The following is a 20,552-nucleotide window of genomic DNA, read 5'->3' on the forward strand; positions in this document are numbered from 1 at the left end:
TGTGCCACAATGGTGCACATGAACGTAGATGGAATGCCGAAGGTTCGGTTCGTCCAGGAGGAACCGCCTCGTCGTCGGCAGTGGTTGGGTACTGCGGTAGAGGCGCTTTTCCCTTCCCATAATCGGGCGCTCGTGGTAGCGAACAAGCTTGTAAACCAGCCTGTTGTGCGCGTTTTAGGCGGCCCAGGGACTGGCAAGAGTTCGCTGCTGGCAGATCTCGCGGTGGACTACATACACTCGGGCATTCCGGCGGACAGCATTTTGGTGGTGTCACAGTCAAAAGAGGCCGCCGCGGAATTGAGGCGGAATATTGACAGGCGTTTTTCCTCTGAACTGGGGGAAGGCGGTTCGTTCGGGGCAGGTCAAGGTGGCATGGTGCGTGCCGTGCATTCGCTTGCCTATGCAGTAGTACGTGATGCCGCTGTCAGTCGGGGAGAGCCTGAACCATCGTTGACCACTGGTGCACGCCAAGATGCTGTCGTGCGGCAGCTTTTGGCTGGTCATGCGGAAGATGGTGGTGCGTATTGGCCAGAGCGGTTGCGCCCGGCTCTTCCATTAGTCGGTTTTTCCCGTGCGGTTCGTGACTTTCTGCTGCGTGCAGCTGAGCGGGGGATTGATGCCCCGAGGCTTCAGCAGCTCGGCGTGGACTATGGCATTGAGTCGTGGTGTGCGGCTGGCAAGTTTATGGCGGAGTATCAGCAGACTATGCGGTTGGCGTGGGAGCCCAGCTTGAACGCTGCAGAGATTGTCTCTGCGGCATTGATGGAGCTGGATACAGACGCGCAAGCACTGGCTCGGGGGGGGAAGTCGGGGGTGCTGGTCGATGATGCTGAACACCTATCGCCGGAGGCTGCGCGTCTTGTGGATCGGTTTGTGTCGCAGGCGGCCGTAGCCGTCATTACTGGTGATGAAGATCAATCGGTATTCCATTTCCGCGGTGCTAATAATGACTATCTCCGGGGGATTGGTGAGGTCGAGTACAAGGCAATCCACTTGCAGCAGTCTTACCGCTGTAACGCTGATATCGCGGATTTAGTCAACGCAGTTTCTCAGCGCTTGCCTAAGGCTCCTGCATACCGCGGCATTGTTGGTTCAGTTGGAACACAAGAAGCTAGTGAATCCGACGTTGGAAACAACAGTGAGACCGTCGCAGCGGAAAACTCGTACGCAGCGAAAAGTGCAGTAAAAATAGCTATTCATCCCTCTGAACGTGCACAGCGAGCCACAGTCGCGGACTACTTCCGGCGCCTTCATATTGACGAGGGGGTGGCATGGAAGGATATGGCGGTCATTGTCCGGTCCGGTGCAGGGGAGTCCTCTCTGTTCCGTGCATTGTCGCGTGCGGGTGTGCCTGTGCAGATTGACCCAACGGACATCGTGCTAAGTCATCAGCGATTGGTGCGAGCGCTGATGGTGGCGTTGCGGGCAACTATGAACCAGCTCGATGACGTGGAGTGGGACGAGTTCCTCTCCGGCCCATTGGTCAACATGGATCCGATTGTCAAAGAGCGTCTGCTGCGCGGAATCCGAAAGGCCGACCTGTTCGGCGGGGCCGCGATGACTCAGCTCATCGGAATCTTGAAAGCAGATGGACTCACAACAGAGCAGCTGGAACTTATTGAGTCTCTGTCGCAGCGTGAACGTCAGGCGCTGCAGGTGCCGCTGGATCTATTGAGCGCAGCGCGTGAAGCGTTGCGTGATGGTGTGGAAGCAACTTTGTGGGCAATTTGGCAGTCCACTGGTTTGGCAGACCATCTGGTGGCGGCATCGTTGCGCGGCGGTACAGCTGGAGCATCGGCTGACCGCGACCTGGATGCTGTGATGGCACTGTTCGACTTTGCTGGTGACCGTGTGGAGCTGAATCCAAAGCTGACGGTTGACGGTTTTATCGCTTCTGTGGAAGAACAGGAGCTGCCCATCGGCGCACGTGACCGTAGCGGGGTAGAGCGCGACGCCGTGCGCATTCTCTCAGCGCATGCGGCTCTGGGCAGGCAGTGGAAGGCAGTAGCAGTTGTCGGAGTACAGGAAGGCCAGTGGCCCAGCCTCGGTGTAACTGGCTCGGTGATGAAGCAGAACGAGTTCATCGGTCTCGTCGACCACGGGATTGCACCGCGGGAGTACATCAATTCCATGGCGGATGCGCTAGCGGAGGAACGTCGTTTGCTGCACGTCGCGGTATCACGGGCTAGCGACAGGGTACTGCTGACCGCAGTCGATTCTCCTGATGATGTTGGAGTTCCCAGTCCGTTTGTTATCGAGCTCGTTGAAAAGCTCGGTAATTCGGGGACGGAGCTGGCGAAGCAGTCGGAAGCCTCTTCGGCTGCGAACGGAGTCGGGGCTACGGCTAATGAAGCAAACACCGGCAGTCCGGATGTTGCAGAGGCAGAAGAATCCAAATGGGCCGGTGAAGGCCTGCCACGGGTGCTCTCTGTGGAGTCACTGCTGGCAGAACTGCGTGCAGCCGTTGTAGACGATGCGGAGACTGAGACGCGGCGTCGACAAGCTGCACGTCAACTCGCGCGATTGGCGCAGGTTGAGGTTGCTGGCGCACATCCAGACACCTGGTGGGGGCTCCGTGCACCGTCGACCTCGAAGCCGGTAAATGACAAGAAGCCGATGAGAATCAACCCTTCCAAGGTGGAAGCAGCCCTGAGTTGCCCGCTGAAGGCCATGCTGGATAAATCAGCACCGACATCGGCCATGTATTTAGGCTCTCTACTTCATCAGGCGGTAGAAGCCGTAGCCAAGGGAGTGACTGTACCTGAGGCGCAGTCCGAAATCCGGCGTGTTTTTGGTGACCTGTCCGATGATCCGGAGTGGCGTAAGCGTACTGAGGAAGACACCTGGTTGACAGCGCTGGAGGATTGGCAGCGGTGGATTGAGACTAAGAAAGATATCGGGACCGAGGTTCCGGTAAAAGTCACCATCAACGATGACATCGTGATTGTCGGACGAATCGACCGATTGATTGAAGACGCTGATGGTGCAGTTCAAATCGTCGATATTAAAACCGGTAAGACAGCGCCCTCCGGTAAAGACGTAGAAGAACATGCACAGCTAGCTACATATCAGCTGGCGTTGTCGAAGGGGAAGCTCGTTGAAAGCGGAGATGGGCTTGCTGTGGACAACGGCGAAGGCATTGAACAATCAGGGGCATACCTGGTATTTCCGCGAAAGTCACACAATAAGACCATTATCACTAGTCGAGAACAGTCAAAGCTCACGGAAGACAAGTTGGCTGACTGGGAGCGTCGTGTGGAGCAGGTAGCACGTGCGACGTCTGGCCCGCGTGCCTTGGCGCTCGCTGGTGATCATTGCAAGTTCTGCACGCTTTCGAAGGCGTGCCCGGCAGCAGAAGGGAATCGGTAGCCATGTCGGAGGAACGAACCATCATTGATCCCGTCATCCTGTCGGAGATGATGGGCCAGGACTTTCCGCCCACCCCGCAACAAGCGGCGGTAATCGGTGCACCGATGGAACCAATGCTTGTTGTCGCCGGTGCCGGTGCTGGTAAAACAGCGACAATGGCTTCCCGTGTCGTGTGGTTGGTCGCCAATGGCTTTATCCGCCCAGAAGAAGTTCTAGGTTTGACCTTCACCAGGAAGGCAGCGCGCGAGCTCGGCGTCCGTATCCGACAACAGCTCAATGCGCTTGCTTCCTCTGCCGCATTTCGTGCACAGGCTTCACCAAAGGTACTAGCAAGCCTCGAGGTCATTGCCCCAACCACGCTTACTTACGATGCCTATGCCTCTGAAGTCGTTAGCAATTATGGTCTTTTGCTGCCGACGGAGCCGGGGGTCACCATTATGGATGGCGCGACGCAGTGGCAGTTGGCCTGGGAAACCGCTCGTAATGTGAAGGAAATTGATGTCGATATTGCGCCATCGACTCTGGCCAGTCGCATTATTGAGCTGGGGGCGAACATCGACTCAAACCTTTCTTCACCGCAGGCGATTCGCGAGGAAACCGAAGCATTCATCAGCAATATTGAGCAGACCCCGCAGAAGGGTAAACGCGAGGGGCTAATTGGCGATCTACAGGGCATCGTCGATAAGCAGCGAGAGAGATTAGAGATTTTGCCGCTGGTAGAACAGGTTCGAGCTCGGTGCAATGAAGAAAATGTCGCCACTTTCGGTATGCAGATGGCTCGTGCGGCCCGACTAGCCACCGACTTCGCGGAAGTCGGAGAGGAGGAGCGGCGTCGCTTTAAGATCATCATGCTCGACGAGTACCAGGACACGTCGCACACACAGCGGCTGTTCCTGCGTGCGCTGTTCTCCGGTGGTTGTGTCACCGCTGTCGGCGATCCGATGCAGGCAATTTATGGCTGGCGAGGAGCAACTGCCGAAAACCTTGTGCAGTTTGTCAATGATTTTCCGCGGTCGGATGGGAAGCCAGCGGAGAAAAAGCAACTGACCATTTCTTGGCGAAATCCGCAGTCAGTGCTGCAGCTTGCTAACGCAGTCTCCGACCGTGCTTTCGCGGGGCAGGCTCGTACAGTAGAGGCACTGGATGCCGGTCCAAAAGCAGGTCAGGGCGAAGTGCAGCTTGCTTTCACCGCAACCGGTGAGGAAGAAGTTGCATACATCGCAGATTGCATGGAGGCGCAATTACGCGAATGTGAAGCAGCTGGCAACAAGCTCGATGCCGCCATCCTGGTTCGGACAAATGCTGAATCGGCTGTCTATTTAGATGCACTGTCTGAGCGGGGTGTGCCTGCAATCATCGTGGGACTCGCTGGATTGCTGCATTTGCCCGAGGTCATGGATATCACCTCGGTGATGAAGATATTGGTCGACCCCAGTTCAGACCAGGATGCTCTGCGTCTGCTGCTCAGCCCACAGGTCAATTTGGGTGCCGCAGACGTGGAGGCACTTCGCACTCGTGTAGACCAGCTGGCAATGGCAGGCAAGGACGAGTTGGCCCGAAAGAAGGGCAACCTCGAAGAGACTTCAGACTCCTCACCGCTTTCCCAGCTCGCTCGCCAGTATGACAAGCTCGTGGAAGATGCCGAAGCAGCATCGTCCGCGGTGGGGCTGGGGCACGCCATCGCCGACCCGGATATTCGTTTTTACGACGGCACCCCGCTAGCGCGCGGCAGTGTGGGAAAAAATGGGCGGTTGGTCTGCAGCGAGTCACTGAACTACACAGATGAAGCAATGGCGCGCATCGCACAGTTGGGTGCAAGCCTACGAAAACTACGTCGGTTCTCGCTGAATAAGCCTCTACCGGAACTGGTCGAGGACATCGCTACTGAGTTTGGAATTCGCGTAGAAGCAGCGGCTGGACAGTACGGTTCCGCTACCGCGATAACCAGGCCGACGACTGCGCATCTGGATAGGTTTGTCGATATCGCTGCGACGTATTCGCAAAATATCTCGGACGATGTGACAGGGTTTTTGAACTATTTGGAGTTCGCTGTCGAACACGATGATGGTTTGGAACGGGCACCTATGAACATGCCGGAAAACTGCGTCCAAATCATGACTATGCACAAGTCAAAGGGGTTGGAGTGGGAAACGGTTGCTGTCCCGGGCATCACCACCAGCAAGTTCGACAGAGTTGATTTGTCATCGTGGCTCACCAATTCAGTTCAGCTTCCTCCTGGTGCAATTACCCAAGTGGATCCGCTAACGGCTAGTGCAGAAACAACAGGGGATGCAACACAGCTTGCAGCAGGCGATTGGGCTCCCGTCGCTGATTCTGTCGATAGCAATGCCCCCGAACTGGACATATCAGGCGCAGATAACCAAACCGACCTCAACAAGGTAATCAAAGCCTACAAGGAAGAGCTGCGAGAAGTGGAGAGGGAAGAAAAACAGCGCCTCTTCTACGTTGCCATGACTCGCTCCGCGAAAAAGCTCATTGTCACTGCAAGCAGGCGGCCTAATCCGAGCTTGAAGAAACCCACCGACGTGTCGGCGGACTTCGCAGCCATCGCCACGCAATTCAGCGACTATGTGGTGTCGTGGACAGATGGGGAGGACCCTGAGGTAGAGGACACCGAAGTCGATCTGGACTGCGACACTGCGGTTGATGGGGTGGTCTGGCCCGTCGATACCCTGGGCAACCGCCGAGATAGTGTGCAGCGAGCAGCCGAAAGCGTCATGCGCTACATGGGCGAAGACCAGGATGAGCGCCCCATTGCAGGTGACCTGTCTGAGGTATGGGAAACGGAAACGACCATTCTCGTGGATGAAATCCGTCGAGCTAAGGCCGCGGAGATTCATCTACCAATGCCGACAAGCATGTCCACTAGCGAATACCAAGCCATGATTGCGGATCCGGTCGCGTTTGCTCGTCGGAAAGCACGCCCGGTGCCGTTTAAGCCAAACCGATTCGCGCGCCGAGGTACGGCATTCCACGCTTGGTTGGAGAATCGCTTCGGTGCACACAGCCTGCTGGACGATGAGGATCTCTTCGGGAATCAACTGGATGACTTCCTCGGCACAGAACAAGTCGCGTCCGAACGCGAACTTGAGAAGTTGAAGGCGAATTTCGAGGCATCCGAGTGGGCTGACCGCACGCCAGTGCATGTGGAAGTGCCGTTTGAAATTGCCATTGGGCAACGGCGGGTCGTCGGCCGAATCGACGCGGTGTTTAAGGACAACGGGAAGTGGAGCGTCATTGACTGGAAGACAGGCCAGATGCCGCGCGGAAAGGAAAGGGAAGTAGCGGCGCTACAGCTGGCGATTTACCGCTTGGCGTGGTCGGATAGGCTGCGTGAGATGGGAGTGGAAACGGCCCCCGAAGACATTGAAGCCGGGTTCTTCTATGTTTCGGCAGGACGAACGCTAATACCAGATGAAGCGCTACTGCCAAGCAGGATAGAGTTGGACAGGAAAATGCGCGAGCTGATTGGATAATCATCTACGTATGTAACTGCCGCGTGGCCGTGGCCAGTTATCCAGGTGAAAGCAGCAGTTTGTATGCGCTATTTTTCACCGGGAGGAGTTTTCATGAAAGGCAGGCGAGGAGCGGTTGCGTAATCCAATTCGGAAATCTTCGGGATACGAAACCGGGCTCAATGATCTTCCCGGGCATGCACTGCTGGGAGTCATTGGTCTGCCTGAGTCCGCGCCGAAGAATCCTTGGCGGCTAATCATACGTCGTTTGAACTACGCCGTGTTTTTGCTGCTGATTGCATCCGTCGTGGTCTACTACGATCACGACGGATACACGGAGCCTCTCACCTTCATCGATGCGGTGTATTACTCGGCTGTCAGCCTGTCGACGACGGGCTACGGTGACATCACGCCGGTCACACAGAGGGCTCGATTACTCAATATTTTGATCATTACGCCACTGCGTGTGGCCTTCCTTGCTCTCTTGGTCGGTACTACTCTGACCGTTTTGACCCAAGAGTCTCGGAAAACCCTGCAAATTCAGCGCTGGAGGAGACAGTTGCGCAACCACACCGTCGTTATCGGATACGGCACCAAGGGTCGTTCTGCCATTGCAGCTCTTCTCGCGGACGGCGTAGATCCGGCAGAAATCGTTGTTATTGATACGGACAAGGAAGCACTCGACCACGCTTCGAATCAAGGCTTGGCGACGGTGCATGGGTCGGCTACTAAATCTGATGTGCTGAAGTTAGCTGGTATTCAGCGTGCCCGCTCTATAGTCGTTGCACCGAACAAAGATGACACAGCGGTGCTGGTCACGTTGTCTGTCCGCGAGTTGGCACCGGGTGCCTCAATTGTGGCTTCAGTGCGTGAATCAGAAAACCGCCACTTGTTGACGCAGTCAGGTGCAGACCAAGTGGTCATTTCTTCTGAAACCGCCGGCCGAATGCTGGGGCTGGCCACGGTGACTCCTTCGGTGGTGGAGATGATGGAAGACCTCCTGAGCCCGGATGAAGGATTCTCTGTTGCAGAGAGGCTCGTCACCGAAGAGGAAATCGGTGCCAGCCCACGGCACCTCGCGGATATTGCACTCGGTGTGGTGCGCTCGGGTGAGCTGTACCGAATTGATTCACCGGAGTGTGAATCGGTGGAGCCAGGCGACCGGCTGCTGTACGTCCGCCGTGTCTACAGCAATGACGAATAGCACTCGACAAGTTTAAAAATGGGGTCTAACAACTTTTGACTTACTCAGAGGCGGATGTGAACGAGCCGGAATATCTAGCTGGGCTGGATCCAGATCAGCGTGAGGCAGCCACGGCTCCGATGGGGCCGGTGTGCATTCTTGCCGGAGCCGGTACAGGTAAGACCCGAACAATTACTCATCGCATCAAGTACCTCATTGACCAGGGGTTTGTGCAGCCGCAAAAGGTATTAGCGGTGACATTTACCTCGCGTGCCGCAGGGGAGATGCGCGACCGCCTGGCAAAGATGGGAACGCCTGGAGTCCAGGCGCGCACTTTCCACTCGGCATCACTTCGCCAGCTGCGCTACTTCTGGCCCCAAGTCGCCGGTGATATGCCCTGGCAGCTGTTGGATGACAAGAAATTCCGTGTTGTCGCCCAAGCAGTACGTCGAGTGGGCCTGGACACCTCTAAGGAAACAATCCGAGATGTCATGGGCGAGATTGAGTGGGCGAAGGCCACTCTGGCCGGTGCGGATCAGTACCAAGCCGCGCTGCGGGAGCATGGGCGCACGGCGCCGTTGTCCGCGGAGAAAATTGTCGATTGCTATCGCGCTTACGAGGACATAAAAACCACCCCGGACGGGCTATTGCTCGACTTCGACGACCTACTCATTCACACCGCCGGTGCGATGGAGAATTCCCGTGCAGTGGCGGAGGAATTCCGCAACCAGTATCGGTGCTTCGTCGTCGATGAGTACCAGGATGTCACCCCGTTACAGCAGCGAGTTCTCAACGCCTGGCTGGGAGACCGTGACAACCTGACAGTTGTCGGGGACGCCAACCAGACGATTTACTCTTTCACAGGCGCGACTCCGCAATACCTGATGAACTTCTCTCGGGACTACCCGGAAGCCACAGTGGTCCGCCTGCAGCGGGACTACCGATCGACCCCACAGGTCGTCGGGCTGGCCAACAATGTCATCGGCCGTGCGCAGGGACGTATCGCCGGCTCGCGGCTGAAGCTGATTGGGCAGCGTGAAGACGGCCCGGAGCCGACTTTCAATCAGTACGACGATGAGCCAATGGAAGCTCGCGCGACCGCGCGCAGCATCAAGCGACTTATCGACGCAGGTACGCCGGCATCGGAGATTGCCGTTTTGTACCGGATTAACGCACAGTCCGCAGTTTTTGAGCAGGCTTTGTCCGAGGTAGGAGTCGCCTACCAGGTTCGTGGCGGGGACGGTTTCTACCAGCGTCCCGAGATCCGCGATGCCATCGCAGCACTTGTGCGAGTTTCCCGTTCCTCACGGACTGTTCCGACATTGCAGGGCACGAATCTGTTGGATTTGGTCAAGCAGGTTTTCGCGGGTCTTGGCATGACTGACCAAGAGCCGGAAGGCACTGGTGCCAGGGAACGTTGGCAGTCACTGCGCGCCCTATTCGACCTGTGTAAGGACATCGTTCATGCCAACACCGAGGTCAATATCCAGGCGCTCCTCGGCCAATTGCACACTCGGCAGCAGGCCAAGCATCCGCCGACGCTGGATGGCGTGACGTTGGCTAGCCTGCATGCAGCCAAGGGGCTGGAGTGGGATGCGGTGTTCCTCGTTGGGCTTACCGACGGTTCGCTGCCTATCCAACATTCGCTGAATAAATTCGACCGATCTCCTGCACAGGGAGCGGAAGCCATCGAAGAAGAGCGCCGTCTGTTCTATGTCGGCATTACTCGAGCCCGTGAACATCTGGAGCTATCTTGGTCATTGTCGCGGACAGAAGGCGGCCGCAGGTCACGTCGCCGCACACGATTCCTCGATGAACTCGACATTGATGTCTCTGACTACTCGGCGGAGGCACAGCGAAGCTCAAGGAGCTCTAGTTCCCGTGGTAAGCGTCAGCAGTCCAAACAGTGCAAGGGCTGCACTAAGCCATTGCACACCGATGCGGAGCGGATCTCAGGGCGCTGTGAAGAGTGCCCGGTCAGTGCGGATCCTGCGCTACTGGAAGCATTGCGTGCATGGCGCCTGGAAATGTCGAGAGAAATGACTGTCCCCGCATTCGTGATCTTCTCCGATGCGACCCTTCTGGCCATCGGTGAGCAGCAACCGACTACGCCGGAGGAACTTCTGCAGATTCCCGGAATTGGAGAGGCGAAGCTCAATCATTTCGGCGAAGGCATCTTGGGAATCGTCAATTCTTTTGTGAATTCCTAGTCAGATTCTGCTCAAGGAACTTCGAATTACATGAACTGCATCTGCGAGTTGCCATGACCACACACTGGGCACTGCGGGTGGGGAGCAACCGTAGTGCGGGTGATATCGAGGCTTTCCAGATCTATGCGCACCTCTGTCGCACATAGATCTGAGAGGTCCGGTCGCCGCAGCTGCCCAACCAACAGCGGCACCGCTGTGTTCAGCCATTCCGGTGCGGTCACGGGCGTAAAAGTGCGAAGCTGCAGCGCAATCAGTGCCCGGACGGGGTCGCGGTCTCGTCGATAAGCTTCGAAACACATCGAGCAGGGCCCTTGACCTGGCTGAACAAGCGGCCCAAGAATCAGTGCTCCATCGCGGAAATGCGTGTGCAGATGCTCAATTCCACGATGAAACAGAGCGCGAACCAAGGGCATGCTCGGTACTTCCATGCCCGTGACCACCGCGAGCCCGATGTCTTCCGGCGTGGATTGAGATATTTTCAGCGTCGCATTGCGAGTGGGCGACATTGCCTTCGTCCAACTACCGCAACCCGTGCGACGAAGCTCTTTTAAAAGTCCAGTGCGCAAACTGTCCCGACCGATCAGCGTAATCCTCCGTCGTGTCGGTGGTTTTTGGACCAGTGCTGCTCGGTGAAGGTCGGAGATAAGTGCTGTAATGAACTGCGGTGACAGTTTGTCGTGACTGTCAGCAAAGGCCTCGCTTAAGGTGCTACCTCTATGAGCTGCAAGAAGTGCCGAGAAGACAGGCCCCGGCGGGGTGCCGTCGGAAAGCGGCAGAATCATGCTGCGCTCCGGTTCCACGCCGAACTGAATCCGCGCGCCTGGGCGCATGATAATCGGTATCTCCGGGCGCAGCGCGTAGTCCGTGGTAGGCGCGGCAAGCGTTTGTGCTGCGGGTGCGTCCGAACCTATTACGCCAGCCGTACCATCCCGCCCCCGAGACGTATCCCTGTATTCCCCCATAAAAATATCTTTTACCCCGGGGCCAGCTTTTACGCAATCGCAGGGCAGAGCATATACGCTTAAAAAGCATGAGCACCAAGCGACCTGAGTACGGCCCGGATGTTGAGGTTCGGCGCTCGAAGCGCCGCCGCCGTACTGTGTCCGCCCGCGCGGAGGGAAACCGAATCATTGTCATGGTTCCGGACGACCTCAGCGCCGCTGCGGAAAAACAGCAGGTCAATGAAATTGTGGCGCGAGTGCGGAAGAAAGTTGGCAGCAACCTGGATAATTCCGAGCTGGAGCGCCGCGCACGGCTGCTCTCGCGTACGGTGCTGGAAGATCGCCCGCGGTTTGAGTCAATCAAATGGGTCAAGAACATGTCGCGCAGGTGGGCATCGGTCACCGGCGGCGTCGATAGTCCGGGACGTATTCGCATTTCGCACAGGCTTGCCGACGTCCCGGGGTACGTCCTCGACGATGTCATTGTGCACGAACTGGTGCACACTTTCGTCGACGGGGGTCATACCGAAGAGTTCTGGTATTGGGCGGCAAAAGCCCCGTACCACGAACGGGCACGGGGCTATTTAGAGGCGTATCAGCGCTGGGGAACCCAGAGCTAACTAGCTACTTATCGTCATCGGTGTCGCCAGAATTGTCCTCGTCGGTGTCACTGTCCTTGCCCTCAGCCGCGCGTTTTTCGGCTTCTTTGCGCAGCTGCTCTTCAAGCTCTGCGATCGGGTCGAAGTCATCGTTGTCCGAACCGCCAAGAACCGAGTCAATAAAGGCCGCGGGTTCATCCAAATCTTCTGCTACGGGCAGGAAGTCCGGGTGATCCCAGACCTTGTCACGTTGCTCGATGCCCACAGCGGTGGTCAGGCGGTGCCACAAGTTGGTTGCCTCACGCACCTTGGGGGAGCCGAGGTCAATGCCGGTGGCCTTCTCCAGCGCCTGCTCAGCACCTTCGGTGGCGCGGCGACGACGCCAGGCTTCATCCAATTGTGCGGCACCCGGTAGACGCTCACCGAGGGCATCGGTGACAACCATGTCCACCCACCCTTCGACCAGTGCTAGCAGCGTCTGGAAACGAGTACGAGCATTCTCGTTACGAGAACGAATCTTCGGACTCAGATCCATATTTTGCAGCTGACTCATAGCCTCCTGCATACGCTGCGGATCCTGCATGTTCTCAATATCCAGACCGCGGGCGGCCTCTTCGATCGCGGAGTAGTCGATGACGATGCCAGCGGCGTACTCCTCGACAGAGGAAATCATGCGTTCAGCCAGCCATGGCACGCGGTCGTAAAGACGTTGGTGTGCAGCTTCGCGGGCAGTGGCGTAGATAAACAGATCGCGCGCTGGAACCTCGAGTTCCTCTGCGAGAGTAACTAGATGTGTTGGCAGCAGTACCGCCGCACCAGTGGTGTGTAGCGGCAGCCCGAGGTCAGAACCAGTCAGGCTCGTCTGTGCCAATTCAGCCAGCGCATTCCCTAGCTGAGTACCGAAACTCATCGAGTTCATCTGACGCATGATGCCCAGCATCGGGCCCATCATCTCGCGAGCTTCTTCTGGAACGCCCTCGAGGGAGGCATCACTCATGCGGCTGGCGACGGGATCGACAAGGCGAGTCCATGTCGACTTGGTGTTCTCCAACCACTGCAGGCTATTCCACGCTTCTACGCGGTTGACACCAGCGGGAAGGGAGGTGACGTCATCTAGCCACAGTTCGGCCAGGCGCAAGGAATCAGCCAGCGCCTCGCGGGCCGAGTCCTTCACCGGAGCTGGGTTACCAAGACGGGTCCGCGCAACGCGCTCGGCCGCGTCGTAGTTGACAGGGCCAGAGTTAGACTCCTGGAATCGCTGCCCCATGCCGGAGAACATCTCGCCGAACTGGTTGAGAATATCGCCCAAGTTCGGCTGTTCTCCTTTGCCAGAGGCGCCGCTGCCGGGCTGCCCGGGGCCGCCGAAACCGAAGCCACCGGCGCCGCCCATGCCACCGAAGGGGAACCCGAAGAAACCGAAAGGACCGCCCTGGCCGCCCTGACCGCCCTGGCCGGAGTCATTGTTGCCAGCGTCGTCACGATCGTCATCATTGTCGTTCGGACCAAAGCCAAATCCGTTAGAACTCATGCTCCCACCGTACCGGGCAATGACCCGCGTGAGTACTTAAAAGCACCACTTTATTGGCAACTTCGCGCCCAGCGAACAGACACGAACAACATTCATCAGGTGTCCAGTAGGCAGATAGCGAGAATGTAGGGTGTTATTTGTGAATCGTCGTACCCAAACTCTTGTTGCGGGCGCTGTGCCCATCGCCGCGTTGGCAACTGTGCTTTCGCTGCCAACGCTGACAGTTCCCTATGCCGCGCAGGGGCCTGGCCCGGTCTTCGACGTCCTCAGCGATGTCGAGGGAAAGAGCATTATCTCGGTCAGCGGCAGTGCTGCGGACTCCGAACGCTCTAAGGGCACGCTGGATATGACAACCGTCGCAGTCAGGCATAACCTGACATTGCCGCAGGTCATTGGCCTGTGGTTTGATCGTGACAACGATATCGTCCCCATTGAGGCGGTCTTCCCTCCGGGCCAGAGCCAGGACGAGGTGGAAGAGGAGAACAAGGCTGCATTCACCGAGTCGGAGGCCAACGCCACCTCCGCTGCACTGGCACATCTCGGGTTGCCGATGGAAGTCACCGTCGCCTACACAGTGCCGGATAGTCCCGTCGATGGGCGACTGCATGAAGACGATGTGATTCTCGCAGTGGATGGGGTGGCAGTAAGCAAGCCCGAGCAAGTCAAGGCGATTATTGCCGGACGCAACCCGGGCGATACTGTCACGTTGAGGGTCAAGCCTGCGACCGTCGATAAGCAGAAGGCTGCTAAGGGCGAGGACTCTGCCCCCGAGAAAGCCGTCGATATTTCTGTGACACTGGCGGAAAACCCGCATCAAAAGAATGCCGCGCTGCTCGGCGTGGGGATGGGGGCGCAATCCGCGGACGACACCAAAGTTGAGTACCAGCTCAGCGGCATTGGAGGTCCGTCGGCGGGTCTCATGATGACGCTTGGAGTGATTGACAAGCTGAGTCCAGGCGATCTGACCGAGGGGCAGCACCTCGCTGGCACTGGCACTATTGACGCTGCCGGCAACGTGGGCGAAATCGGTGGCATTACACACAAAATCTCGGCTGCCCGAGATGAGGGCGCCGAGATGTTCTTCGTGCCGGAAGGCAATTGCGCAGAAGCTGTGACTGCCGACCGAGGCGATATGAAGTTGGTAAAGGTCTCTGTGCTTGACGACGCGCTTGCGGCAATCGAAAAGCCGGAGACCGCGCAGACCTGCTCGTAGTTTTGCCGTAGCCCTTACGGGCAGCAGGTAGTTTCAGTTAGTTCTTACTGAAAGCCTCGAAGTCTTGCTGAGACTGCCACTTGTCGATTTCCGCAGCCGTTGCGCGAAGTTGAGGGTCAAATTCGAGGTATGCCTTTGTCTCACGCGCGATGAGCCCGGACAGGACAATCAGACCGATGAGGTTCGGCAGCGCCATCAGGCCGTTGAGGGCCGAGGCGACGGACCAGACGGTTTCCAGCTGAGTTACCGCGCCGACGAAGACCACGCAGGTGAAGACCGCACGGTAGAGGCCGGTGCCGCGGCGACCGACCAGGGACTCGAAGGCGCGCTCACCGTAGTAGGACCAGCCCAGCATGGTGGAGAATGCGAAGAAGACAACCGACAGCGTGACGATGGTGCCACCCCAGTGGCCCGGCAGACCGCGGGAGAATGCCTCAGCGGTCAGAGCGCCAGTGTCGACGTTGCCATCCTGCCAAACACCGGTGCTGATGATAACCAGGCCGGTGAAGGACACGACGATGATGGTGTCAATGAAGGTCTGAGTCATGGAGACCAAACCCTGACGAACTGGGTGAGTCGTCGATGCGGCGGCAGCGGCGATAGCACCGGAACCCAGGCCCGACTCGTTGGAGAACAGACCGCGGGCAACACCCATCTGCAGGGCGAGAATGAGCGTGGATCCTGCGAACCCACCAACGGCCGCGGTGCCGGTGAAAGCATCGGTGAAGATGAGCTTGAAGGTTTCGGGCAGCGCCGAGACATTGGCGACGAGCACCCACACGGCCGCACCGATGTAGAGCACAATCATCATCGGCACAAAGCTGGCGGTGATGCGGCCAATCGACTTAATGCCACCCATCAGAGCTGCACCTACCAGGATGAACATAATCATGCCGGAGAGCGTCGGATCGATGTCGAAGCTGTTTTCCAGGTTCGAGGCCACGGCATTGCCCTGGGTTAGGTTGCCGATACCAAACGCCGCCAGCGCAGCGAAGACGGCGAAGAGAATGCCCAGCGTCTTACCAAAACCATTCGGGATGGCCTTGCGCAGGTAGTACTGCGGACCACCGGACTGTTCGCCAGCTGCATCGGTCTGGCGGTACTTCACGCCCAGGAATGCCTCGGAGTACTTCGATGCCATACCTAGCAGGCCGGTTACCCACATCCAGAACAGCGCACCGGGTCCACCTAAGCCGATTGCGGTAGCGACACCGACAATGTTGCCGACACCGACAGTTGCCGCGAGAGCCGTCGCCAGCGCCTGGTAGTTGGTGATATCTCCCTCGGCGTCGTCGTCGTTACGGTCGATGAGTCCGAGGCGCAGTGCCGAGCCGAGTTTGACCAGGTGAATTGCGCCCAGGCGAATGGTCAAGATGATTCCGGTGCCGATCAGCGCGGGGATGAGGAGGTACGGACTCCAAATAAAACTATCCGCCGCTGAGACAAAATCGCTGAAGCTTTCCATGCTGTGGAACTTTACTGGTAGAAAGCCTAAACCCAATCATTAAATTCTCAGAAAATGATTATTGCGCTACTAATTCGCCACAAGTGGGGGTAAACGCATTCCGGCGAAAACAAAGATCATTCCGCCAATCAGTGTGAGAGCAACGTACCCACATGCCCTCCAAAAGTGTTGGTTTTTAAGGCGTGTGATCTCTCCGGCGAGTGTGGACCACGTCGACAGGCCGCCGGCGAAGCCAATCATCACCGTCGCATAGGCCAGGGCAGGGGTCATGCCGTCGCTTGTCGACGTTCCCCGCGACCACACCACAGCAGCGGCACCGGCGACGAAGCAGGCAATCATATTCGCGGTCCACGTTCCGGGCAGTTTGGAATCAGCCCACTTCACCGCAAGTTCGGCCAGCGTATAGCGCAGCGCTCCACCTACTGCGGCGCCAACTGCGATAGCGAGAATGGCAGAGAGCGCCGAGGGAAAAGAACTGAGGAGATCGCCGGTCATTCCGCAACCTCCCGCGCACACTTGGTTCCCAACCAGTAGGCGAGGGGACAACACAGCAGGTGAATAAGCCCAACGCTCACAATCAGCACGACTGACGTGTCCGCCTGTGCCAATAGGAGAATGACAAAGGCGGAGAAAGTGGTGAAGCCGCCACAAAAGCCAGTACCGCAGAAAGCGGAAAGCCGAGGATTAGCAAACGCGATACTGCTGACCAGGCCGAAGAGAAGGCAGCCCAGTAAGTTGATGACAGTCGTCGAGATTGCGCTAATTCCCGAGCCAACGATTGCATCGATCGCCGCTCCGAACAGAAAGCGACCTACTGCGCCAACAGCGGCGCCGCCGGCCACGGCCAGAGCTGTCAGACCCTGCGCTCGTCCTGCTGATGGCAGCTTCGGAGCAACAGATTCCTCATTCACGGTGAAAACGCTAGCACAGCGGCTAAAGGGGGGGACAGGAGACAGGTGCCGGCAGCCCGGAATCCTTTCGAGAAGGTGCTCCCGTCGGCACGCGGCAATCTATCTGATGCACCCTATTGCAGGGGCGAGTTTGCCTTACCGAGTGGTTCTTGCCATGCGCGCTGTCCCTAAAACGGGGACACTGGAGAGGAGGAAGCGCATCTAAGTTCGGTTTCTTTGTCTCGGCCGGTTGGTCGGCAATGAAATCGGCGGTTGCGCAGTTCGCCGATTTAGCAGGAGGATACCCACAATGGCTCATGAGCGCGCCGGGCAATTGGCCCAGCCATCCGACCTTATCGATGTCGCGGAACTGGTCACTGCCTACTACACAAAGCACCCGGACCCGAATAACCCCGACCAGAAGGTCGTCTTCGGTACTTCCGGTCACCGCGGTTCCTCCCTCGACGGCGCTTTCAACGAAGACCACATTCACGCCACTACTCAGGCCATCGTGGATTACCGCAAGGGCCAGGGCATTGAAGGCCCACTGTACGTTGGCCGCGATACCCACGGCCTGTCCGAGCCGGCAATGATTTCCGCCCTCGAGGTGCTCACGGCCAACGGCATTACCGTGATGGTTGACGCTCAGGATCGCTACACGCCGACCCCGGCCGTCAGTCACGCGATTCTGACGTATAACCGCGACGTGGAGGGCGGTCCGACGGGTAGTAGCTCCGCGCGTGCCGACGGCATCGTGATTACCCCTTCCCACAATCCGCCACGAGATGGTGGTTTTAAGTACAACCCGCCGACCGGTGGTCCGGCGGACGCGGATGCGACGGACTGGATTGCAGCTCGTGCCAATGAATACCTGGCTAAGGGCCTGGATGGGGTTAAGCGCCAGCTGGTGGATAAGGCCGCTGACCTCGTCGTAAAGCACGACTACCTCAACGCATACGTGTCGGACCTGCCGAATGTTGTCAACCTCGACGCCATCCGTGATGCCGGCGTGCGTATCGGCGCTGACCCAATGGGTGGTGCGTCGGTGGATTACTGGGGTGCAATTGGCGATGCGCATAACCTAAATCTGACTGTGGTCAATCCGCTGGTTGATGCGACCTGGCGTTTTATGACGCTGGATACAGACGGCAAGATTCGTATGGACTGCTCCTCACCGAATGCGATGGCGTCCCTGATTGGTAACCGCGATAAGTTCGACATCTCCACCGGCAATGACGCGGACTCGGACCGTCACGGAATTGTGACACCGGACGCAGGCTTGATGAACCCGAACCACTACCTGGCCGTTGCCATTGATTACCTCTTCGCACACCGCCCGGGCTGGTCGCAGGACACCGCGGTCGGTAAGACGCTGGTGTCTTCGTCGATGATTGACCGCGTCGTCGCCAATTTGGGTCGCAAGCTAGTGGAAGTTCCAGTCGGCTTTAAGTGGTTCGTCCCGGGTTTGCTCGGCGGCACCATCGGTTTCGGTGGTGAAGAATCCGCCGGCGCATCGTTCCTGCGTCACGACGGCACTGTGTGGTCTACCGATAAGGACGGCATCATCCTGGACCTCCTGGCCAGCGAGATCAAGGCCGTGACCGAGAAGACTCCATCGCAGCTCTACGCAGAGCTCGCCAATAAGTACGGTGCCCCGGCTTACGCCCGCACCGATGCGGACGCAACCCGTGAGCAGAAGGCAATCCTGAAGAAGCTCTCGCCGGAGCAGGTCAAGGCCGACACCCTGGCTGGGGAGACCATCACAGCCAAACTGACTGAAGCGCCGGGTAACGGCGCTGCGATTGGTGGCCTCAAGGTGGTTACGGAGAACGCTTGGTTCGCAGCACGCCCGTCGGGCACTGAAGATAAGTACAAGATTTACGCGGAGTCCTTCAAGGGAGCGGATCACCTGGCACAGGTTCAGGTTGAGGCACAGGACGTGGTCGCGGCAGTTCTGAACGGATAATCGGTAGCCGTTGGGCTAACTGTAAGCAGTTAACCTGTACTAATATTTCTGTGTATGAAGAATTTCGTAGGCGTGGTGGCCCGATTCGGCCTAGCTGCAGTTTGGTTGTACTCGGGTCTTATCAAACTGCTGAACCCGCTGGAATCGCGTCAGGCAGTGCAAGCTTATGAACTGCTGCCGAGCGACTTGGTGCCGATGGTAGCGGTTGCGCTGCCCGCCTTCGAAGTCATCCTTGGACTCTTACTGGTATTGGGGCTTTTCCTGCGTCCGGTAGCAGTATTGTCAGGAGCGCTCTTGCTGGTGTTCGTCGGAGGCATTATCTCGGCGTGGGCGCGCGGACTGCAGATTGACTGCGGTTGCTTTGGTGGCGGTGGCTACGACGAGAACGCTGACGCAGTTTCATATCTCAAGTCAATTGCCCGAGACATAGGTTTTTTGGCGTTGGCTGTATTTGTGTACGTATGGCCGTGGAAGAAGTTTGCCATTTACGCCTAGCCCGCCCGCTAGATTTTTAAGCCTAAGCAATAGGGCAAGTGGGCTGAAGTAAGGCGATGGGGTCTAGCAACCATTCCCGTTTTCTCAGGCACAATTGTGTCATTGGCAAGAAAACACCGCTATCGTAAGCGGTGTGAGTCAGAAGATTAAGAACCCAAATGAAAAGGGCAGTGGCTTCGTCGTTGGCCTGATTGCCCTTCTTGCTGTCGTTGTTGTTGTTATCGGCGGAGTTATCTACATCGGCCGGTCGCAGCCGATTGAGGGACTTCCAGATGAGGACGTCGACTTCTCCGTCGCACTCGACGGTGATGTCATCCGGCTAAGCAAGGACGGCGCCGAAGGGGCTAAAACAGCCACGATTTTTGAGGACTTCTCGTGCCACTACTGTGCTCAGATGAGCGAAGAGGGCCACGATGATGAGCTCAAGGCGCTAAATGACGGCAAGCTAGTCGCTGAATACCGCACGCTGAACTTCCTGGATGGTCAGGAGAAGGAGCAGCGTGACGGTCACTCCACTCGCATCTACGCGACTGCCCGCAAGATTGCTGAGACCGGGGATGCTCGCGCATATTGGAACTTCCGCACAATGATGATGGTTGACCAGCAGAACTCCGTCACGTGGAGCAATGACGAGCTGGCTGACCGCCTGGAGCAGCTCGGTGTCGCTGACGAAATTGTCAGCGAAGTCCGCTCCGGCATCGACACCACCGAGGCCAAGGCAAGCGCAGACGCTAACTTCGATGACCTTGAGAAGCGCTTGGGCAAGGTTTCCTCGCCGCATGTCTTTGTCGATGGCAAGGATATTCTGGAGAACATTTCCGGTGATGGCGGACTGGGGCAGTGGGTCAAGGTGGCCCTGCGCTAGGATCCGTGCACGCTCACACGATTCATCTTCAGTTCATGTTCGGCAGATCCGCTTTGGGGTACTCGGCGAATGCGTAAAAGAGTGTTCTACATGCGGATTTGGTGATACATGACAGTGCCATGTAGCCTTTGAGGAGTCCACAGCGGAGGGTGAAAGCCACTTCGATGTTGATTCTGGGGCTATGGCGCAGCTGGTAGCGCATCACACTGGCAGTGTGGGGGTCACGGGTTCGAGTCCCGTTAGCTCCACCAGTAGAAAATCCCTCGGTCGAAATGGCCGGGGGTTTTCTTGTATCTGCCCTGGGTAGTGTGCTCGCCGTTTACCTCAGTGATTGGTAATCCGTATGGCTGTA

General features: G+C 57.6%; 14 protein-coding genes and 1 tRNA gene. 10 read left to right on the plus strand and 5 right to left on the minus strand.

Translation table 11 applies throughout. From position 1 onward, the window contains the following. Nucleotides 1-18 precede the first annotated feature (18 nt). The 4 genes from HMPREF3135_RS10130 (at nucleotide 19) to HMPREF3135_RS10145 (ending at nucleotide 10,238) form a co-directional block, all read left to right on the plus strand. Nucleotides 19-3,369, plus strand: a complete 3,351-nt coding sequence (locus tag HMPREF3135_RS10130; RefSeq protein ID WP_246818341.1) for an ATP-dependent helicase — start codon at nucleotides 19-21, stop codon at nucleotides 3,367-3,369. A gap of 2 nt (nucleotides 3,370-3,371) precedes the next feature. Next, nucleotides 3,372-6,866: an ATP-dependent helicase gene (locus HMPREF3135_RS10135; protein ID WP_038627960.1), complete on the plus strand. Its 3,495-nt coding sequence runs from the start codon at nucleotides 3,372-3,374 to the stop codon at nucleotides 6,864-6,866. A gap of 115 nt (nucleotides 6,867-6,981) precedes the next feature. Continuing rightward, nucleotides 6,982-8,049: a potassium channel family protein gene (locus tag HMPREF3135_RS10140; RefSeq protein ID WP_049182182.1), complete on the plus strand. Its 1,068-nt coding sequence runs from the start codon at nucleotides 6,982-6,984 to the stop codon at nucleotides 8,047-8,049. 119 nt (nucleotides 8,050-8,168) lie between these two features. After that, nucleotides 8,169-10,238 carry an ATP-dependent DNA helicase UvrD2 gene (locus tag HMPREF3135_RS10145; RefSeq protein WP_052155631.1) on the plus strand — a complete coding sequence of 690 codons (2,070 nt, stop codon included), beginning with the start codon at nucleotides 8,169-8,171 and terminating at the stop codon, nucleotides 10,236-10,238. Between the two features lie 26 nt (nucleotides 10,239-10,264). On the opposite strand, the gene HMPREF3135_RS10150 is transcribed toward HMPREF3135_RS10145, so the two are convergent. Then, a complete protein-coding gene (locus HMPREF3135_RS10150; protein WP_224792266.1) occupies nucleotides 10,265-11,200 on the minus strand; it encodes a TOMM precursor leader peptide-binding protein in 936 nt (311 codons plus the stop codon). A 68-nt stretch (nucleotides 11,201-11,268) separates the two neighbouring features. On the opposite strand from HMPREF3135_RS10150, the gene HMPREF3135_RS10155 reads away from it, so the two are divergent. Further along, complete coding sequence (locus HMPREF3135_RS10155; protein WP_016422236.1) at nucleotides 11,269-11,799, plus strand: YgjP-like metallopeptidase domain-containing protein; 531 nt, start codon at nucleotides 11,269-11,271, stop codon at nucleotides 11,797-11,799. A gap of 4 nt (nucleotides 11,800-11,803) precedes the next feature. Here the strand turns inward: HMPREF3135_RS10155 and HMPREF3135_RS10160 are convergent, their stop codons facing one another. Further along, nucleotides 11,804-13,306, minus strand: a complete 1,503-nt coding sequence (locus tag HMPREF3135_RS10160; RefSeq protein ID WP_038627963.1) for a zinc-dependent metalloprotease — start codon at nucleotides 13,304-13,306, stop codon at nucleotides 11,804-11,806. Nucleotides 13,307-13,445: 139 nt separating this feature from the next. Between HMPREF3135_RS10160 and HMPREF3135_RS10165 the strand changes: the two genes are divergently transcribed. Beyond that, complete coding sequence (locus tag HMPREF3135_RS10165; protein WP_038627965.1) at nucleotides 13,446-14,519, plus strand: YlbL family protein; 1,074 nt, start codon at nucleotides 13,446-13,448, stop codon at nucleotides 14,517-14,519. Nucleotides 14,520-14,556: 37 nt separating this feature from the next. Here the strand turns inward: HMPREF3135_RS10165 and HMPREF3135_RS10170 are convergent, their stop codons facing one another. The 3 genes from HMPREF3135_RS10170 to HMPREF3135_RS10180 form a co-directional block, all read right to left on the minus strand. Next, nucleotides 14,557-15,984, minus strand: a complete 1,428-nt coding sequence (locus HMPREF3135_RS10170; protein WP_038627968.1) for an alanine/glycine:cation symporter family protein — start codon at nucleotides 15,982-15,984, stop codon at nucleotides 14,557-14,559. A gap of 69 nt (nucleotides 15,985-16,053) precedes the next feature. Further along, nucleotides 16,054-16,479, minus strand: coding sequence for a fluoride efflux transporter FluC (locus HMPREF3135_RS10175; RefSeq protein WP_038627971.1), 426 nt, complete (start codon nucleotides 16,477-16,479; stop codon nucleotides 16,054-16,056). Beyond that, nucleotides 16,476-16,895 (minus strand): fluoride efflux transporter FluC, encoded by a 420-nt coding sequence (locus HMPREF3135_RS10180; protein ID WP_224792265.1) that lies wholly within the window; start codon nucleotides 16,893-16,895, stop codon nucleotides 16,476-16,478. Before HMPREF3135_RS10180 ends, HMPREF3135_RS10175 begins: the two co-directional genes overlap by 4 nt. Nucleotides 16,896-17,184: 289 nt before the next feature. Here HMPREF3135_RS10180 and pgm point away from each other — a divergent pair, with 289 nt between their 5' ends. From pgm to HMPREF3135_RS10200, 4 genes are all read left to right on the plus strand, one after another. Then, nucleotides 17,185-18,840 carry a phosphoglucomutase (alpha-D-glucose-1,6-bisphosphate-dependent) gene (gene pgm / locus HMPREF3135_RS10185; RefSeq protein ID WP_070439557.1) on the plus strand — a complete coding sequence of 552 codons (1,656 nt, stop codon included), beginning with the start codon at nucleotides 17,185-17,187 and terminating at the stop codon, nucleotides 18,838-18,840. Nucleotides 18,841-18,894: 54 nt separating this feature from the next. Then, nucleotides 18,895-19,335, plus strand: a complete 441-nt coding sequence (locus HMPREF3135_RS10190) for a MauE/DoxX family redox-associated membrane protein (RefSeq protein WP_038627975.1) — start codon at nucleotides 18,895-18,897, stop codon at nucleotides 19,333-19,335. 133 nt (nucleotides 19,336-19,468) lie between these two features. Next, on the plus strand, nucleotides 19,469-20,200 hold the full coding sequence (locus tag HMPREF3135_RS10195; protein ID WP_049182178.1) for a DsbA family protein: 732 nt from the start codon (nucleotides 19,469-19,471) through the stop codon (nucleotides 20,198-20,200). A 175-nt stretch (nucleotides 20,201-20,375) separates the two neighbouring features. Beyond that, nucleotides 20,376-20,451 (plus strand) — tRNA-Ala (locus HMPREF3135_RS10200). Nucleotides 20,452-20,552: the final 101 nt, after the last annotated feature.

The sequence above is a fragment of the Corynebacterium sp. HMSC14H10 genome (genome assembly GCF_001807105.1).
GTDB classification, from domain to species: Bacteria; Actinomycetota; Actinomycetes; order Mycobacteriales; family Mycobacteriaceae; genus Corynebacterium; species Corynebacterium jeikeium_D.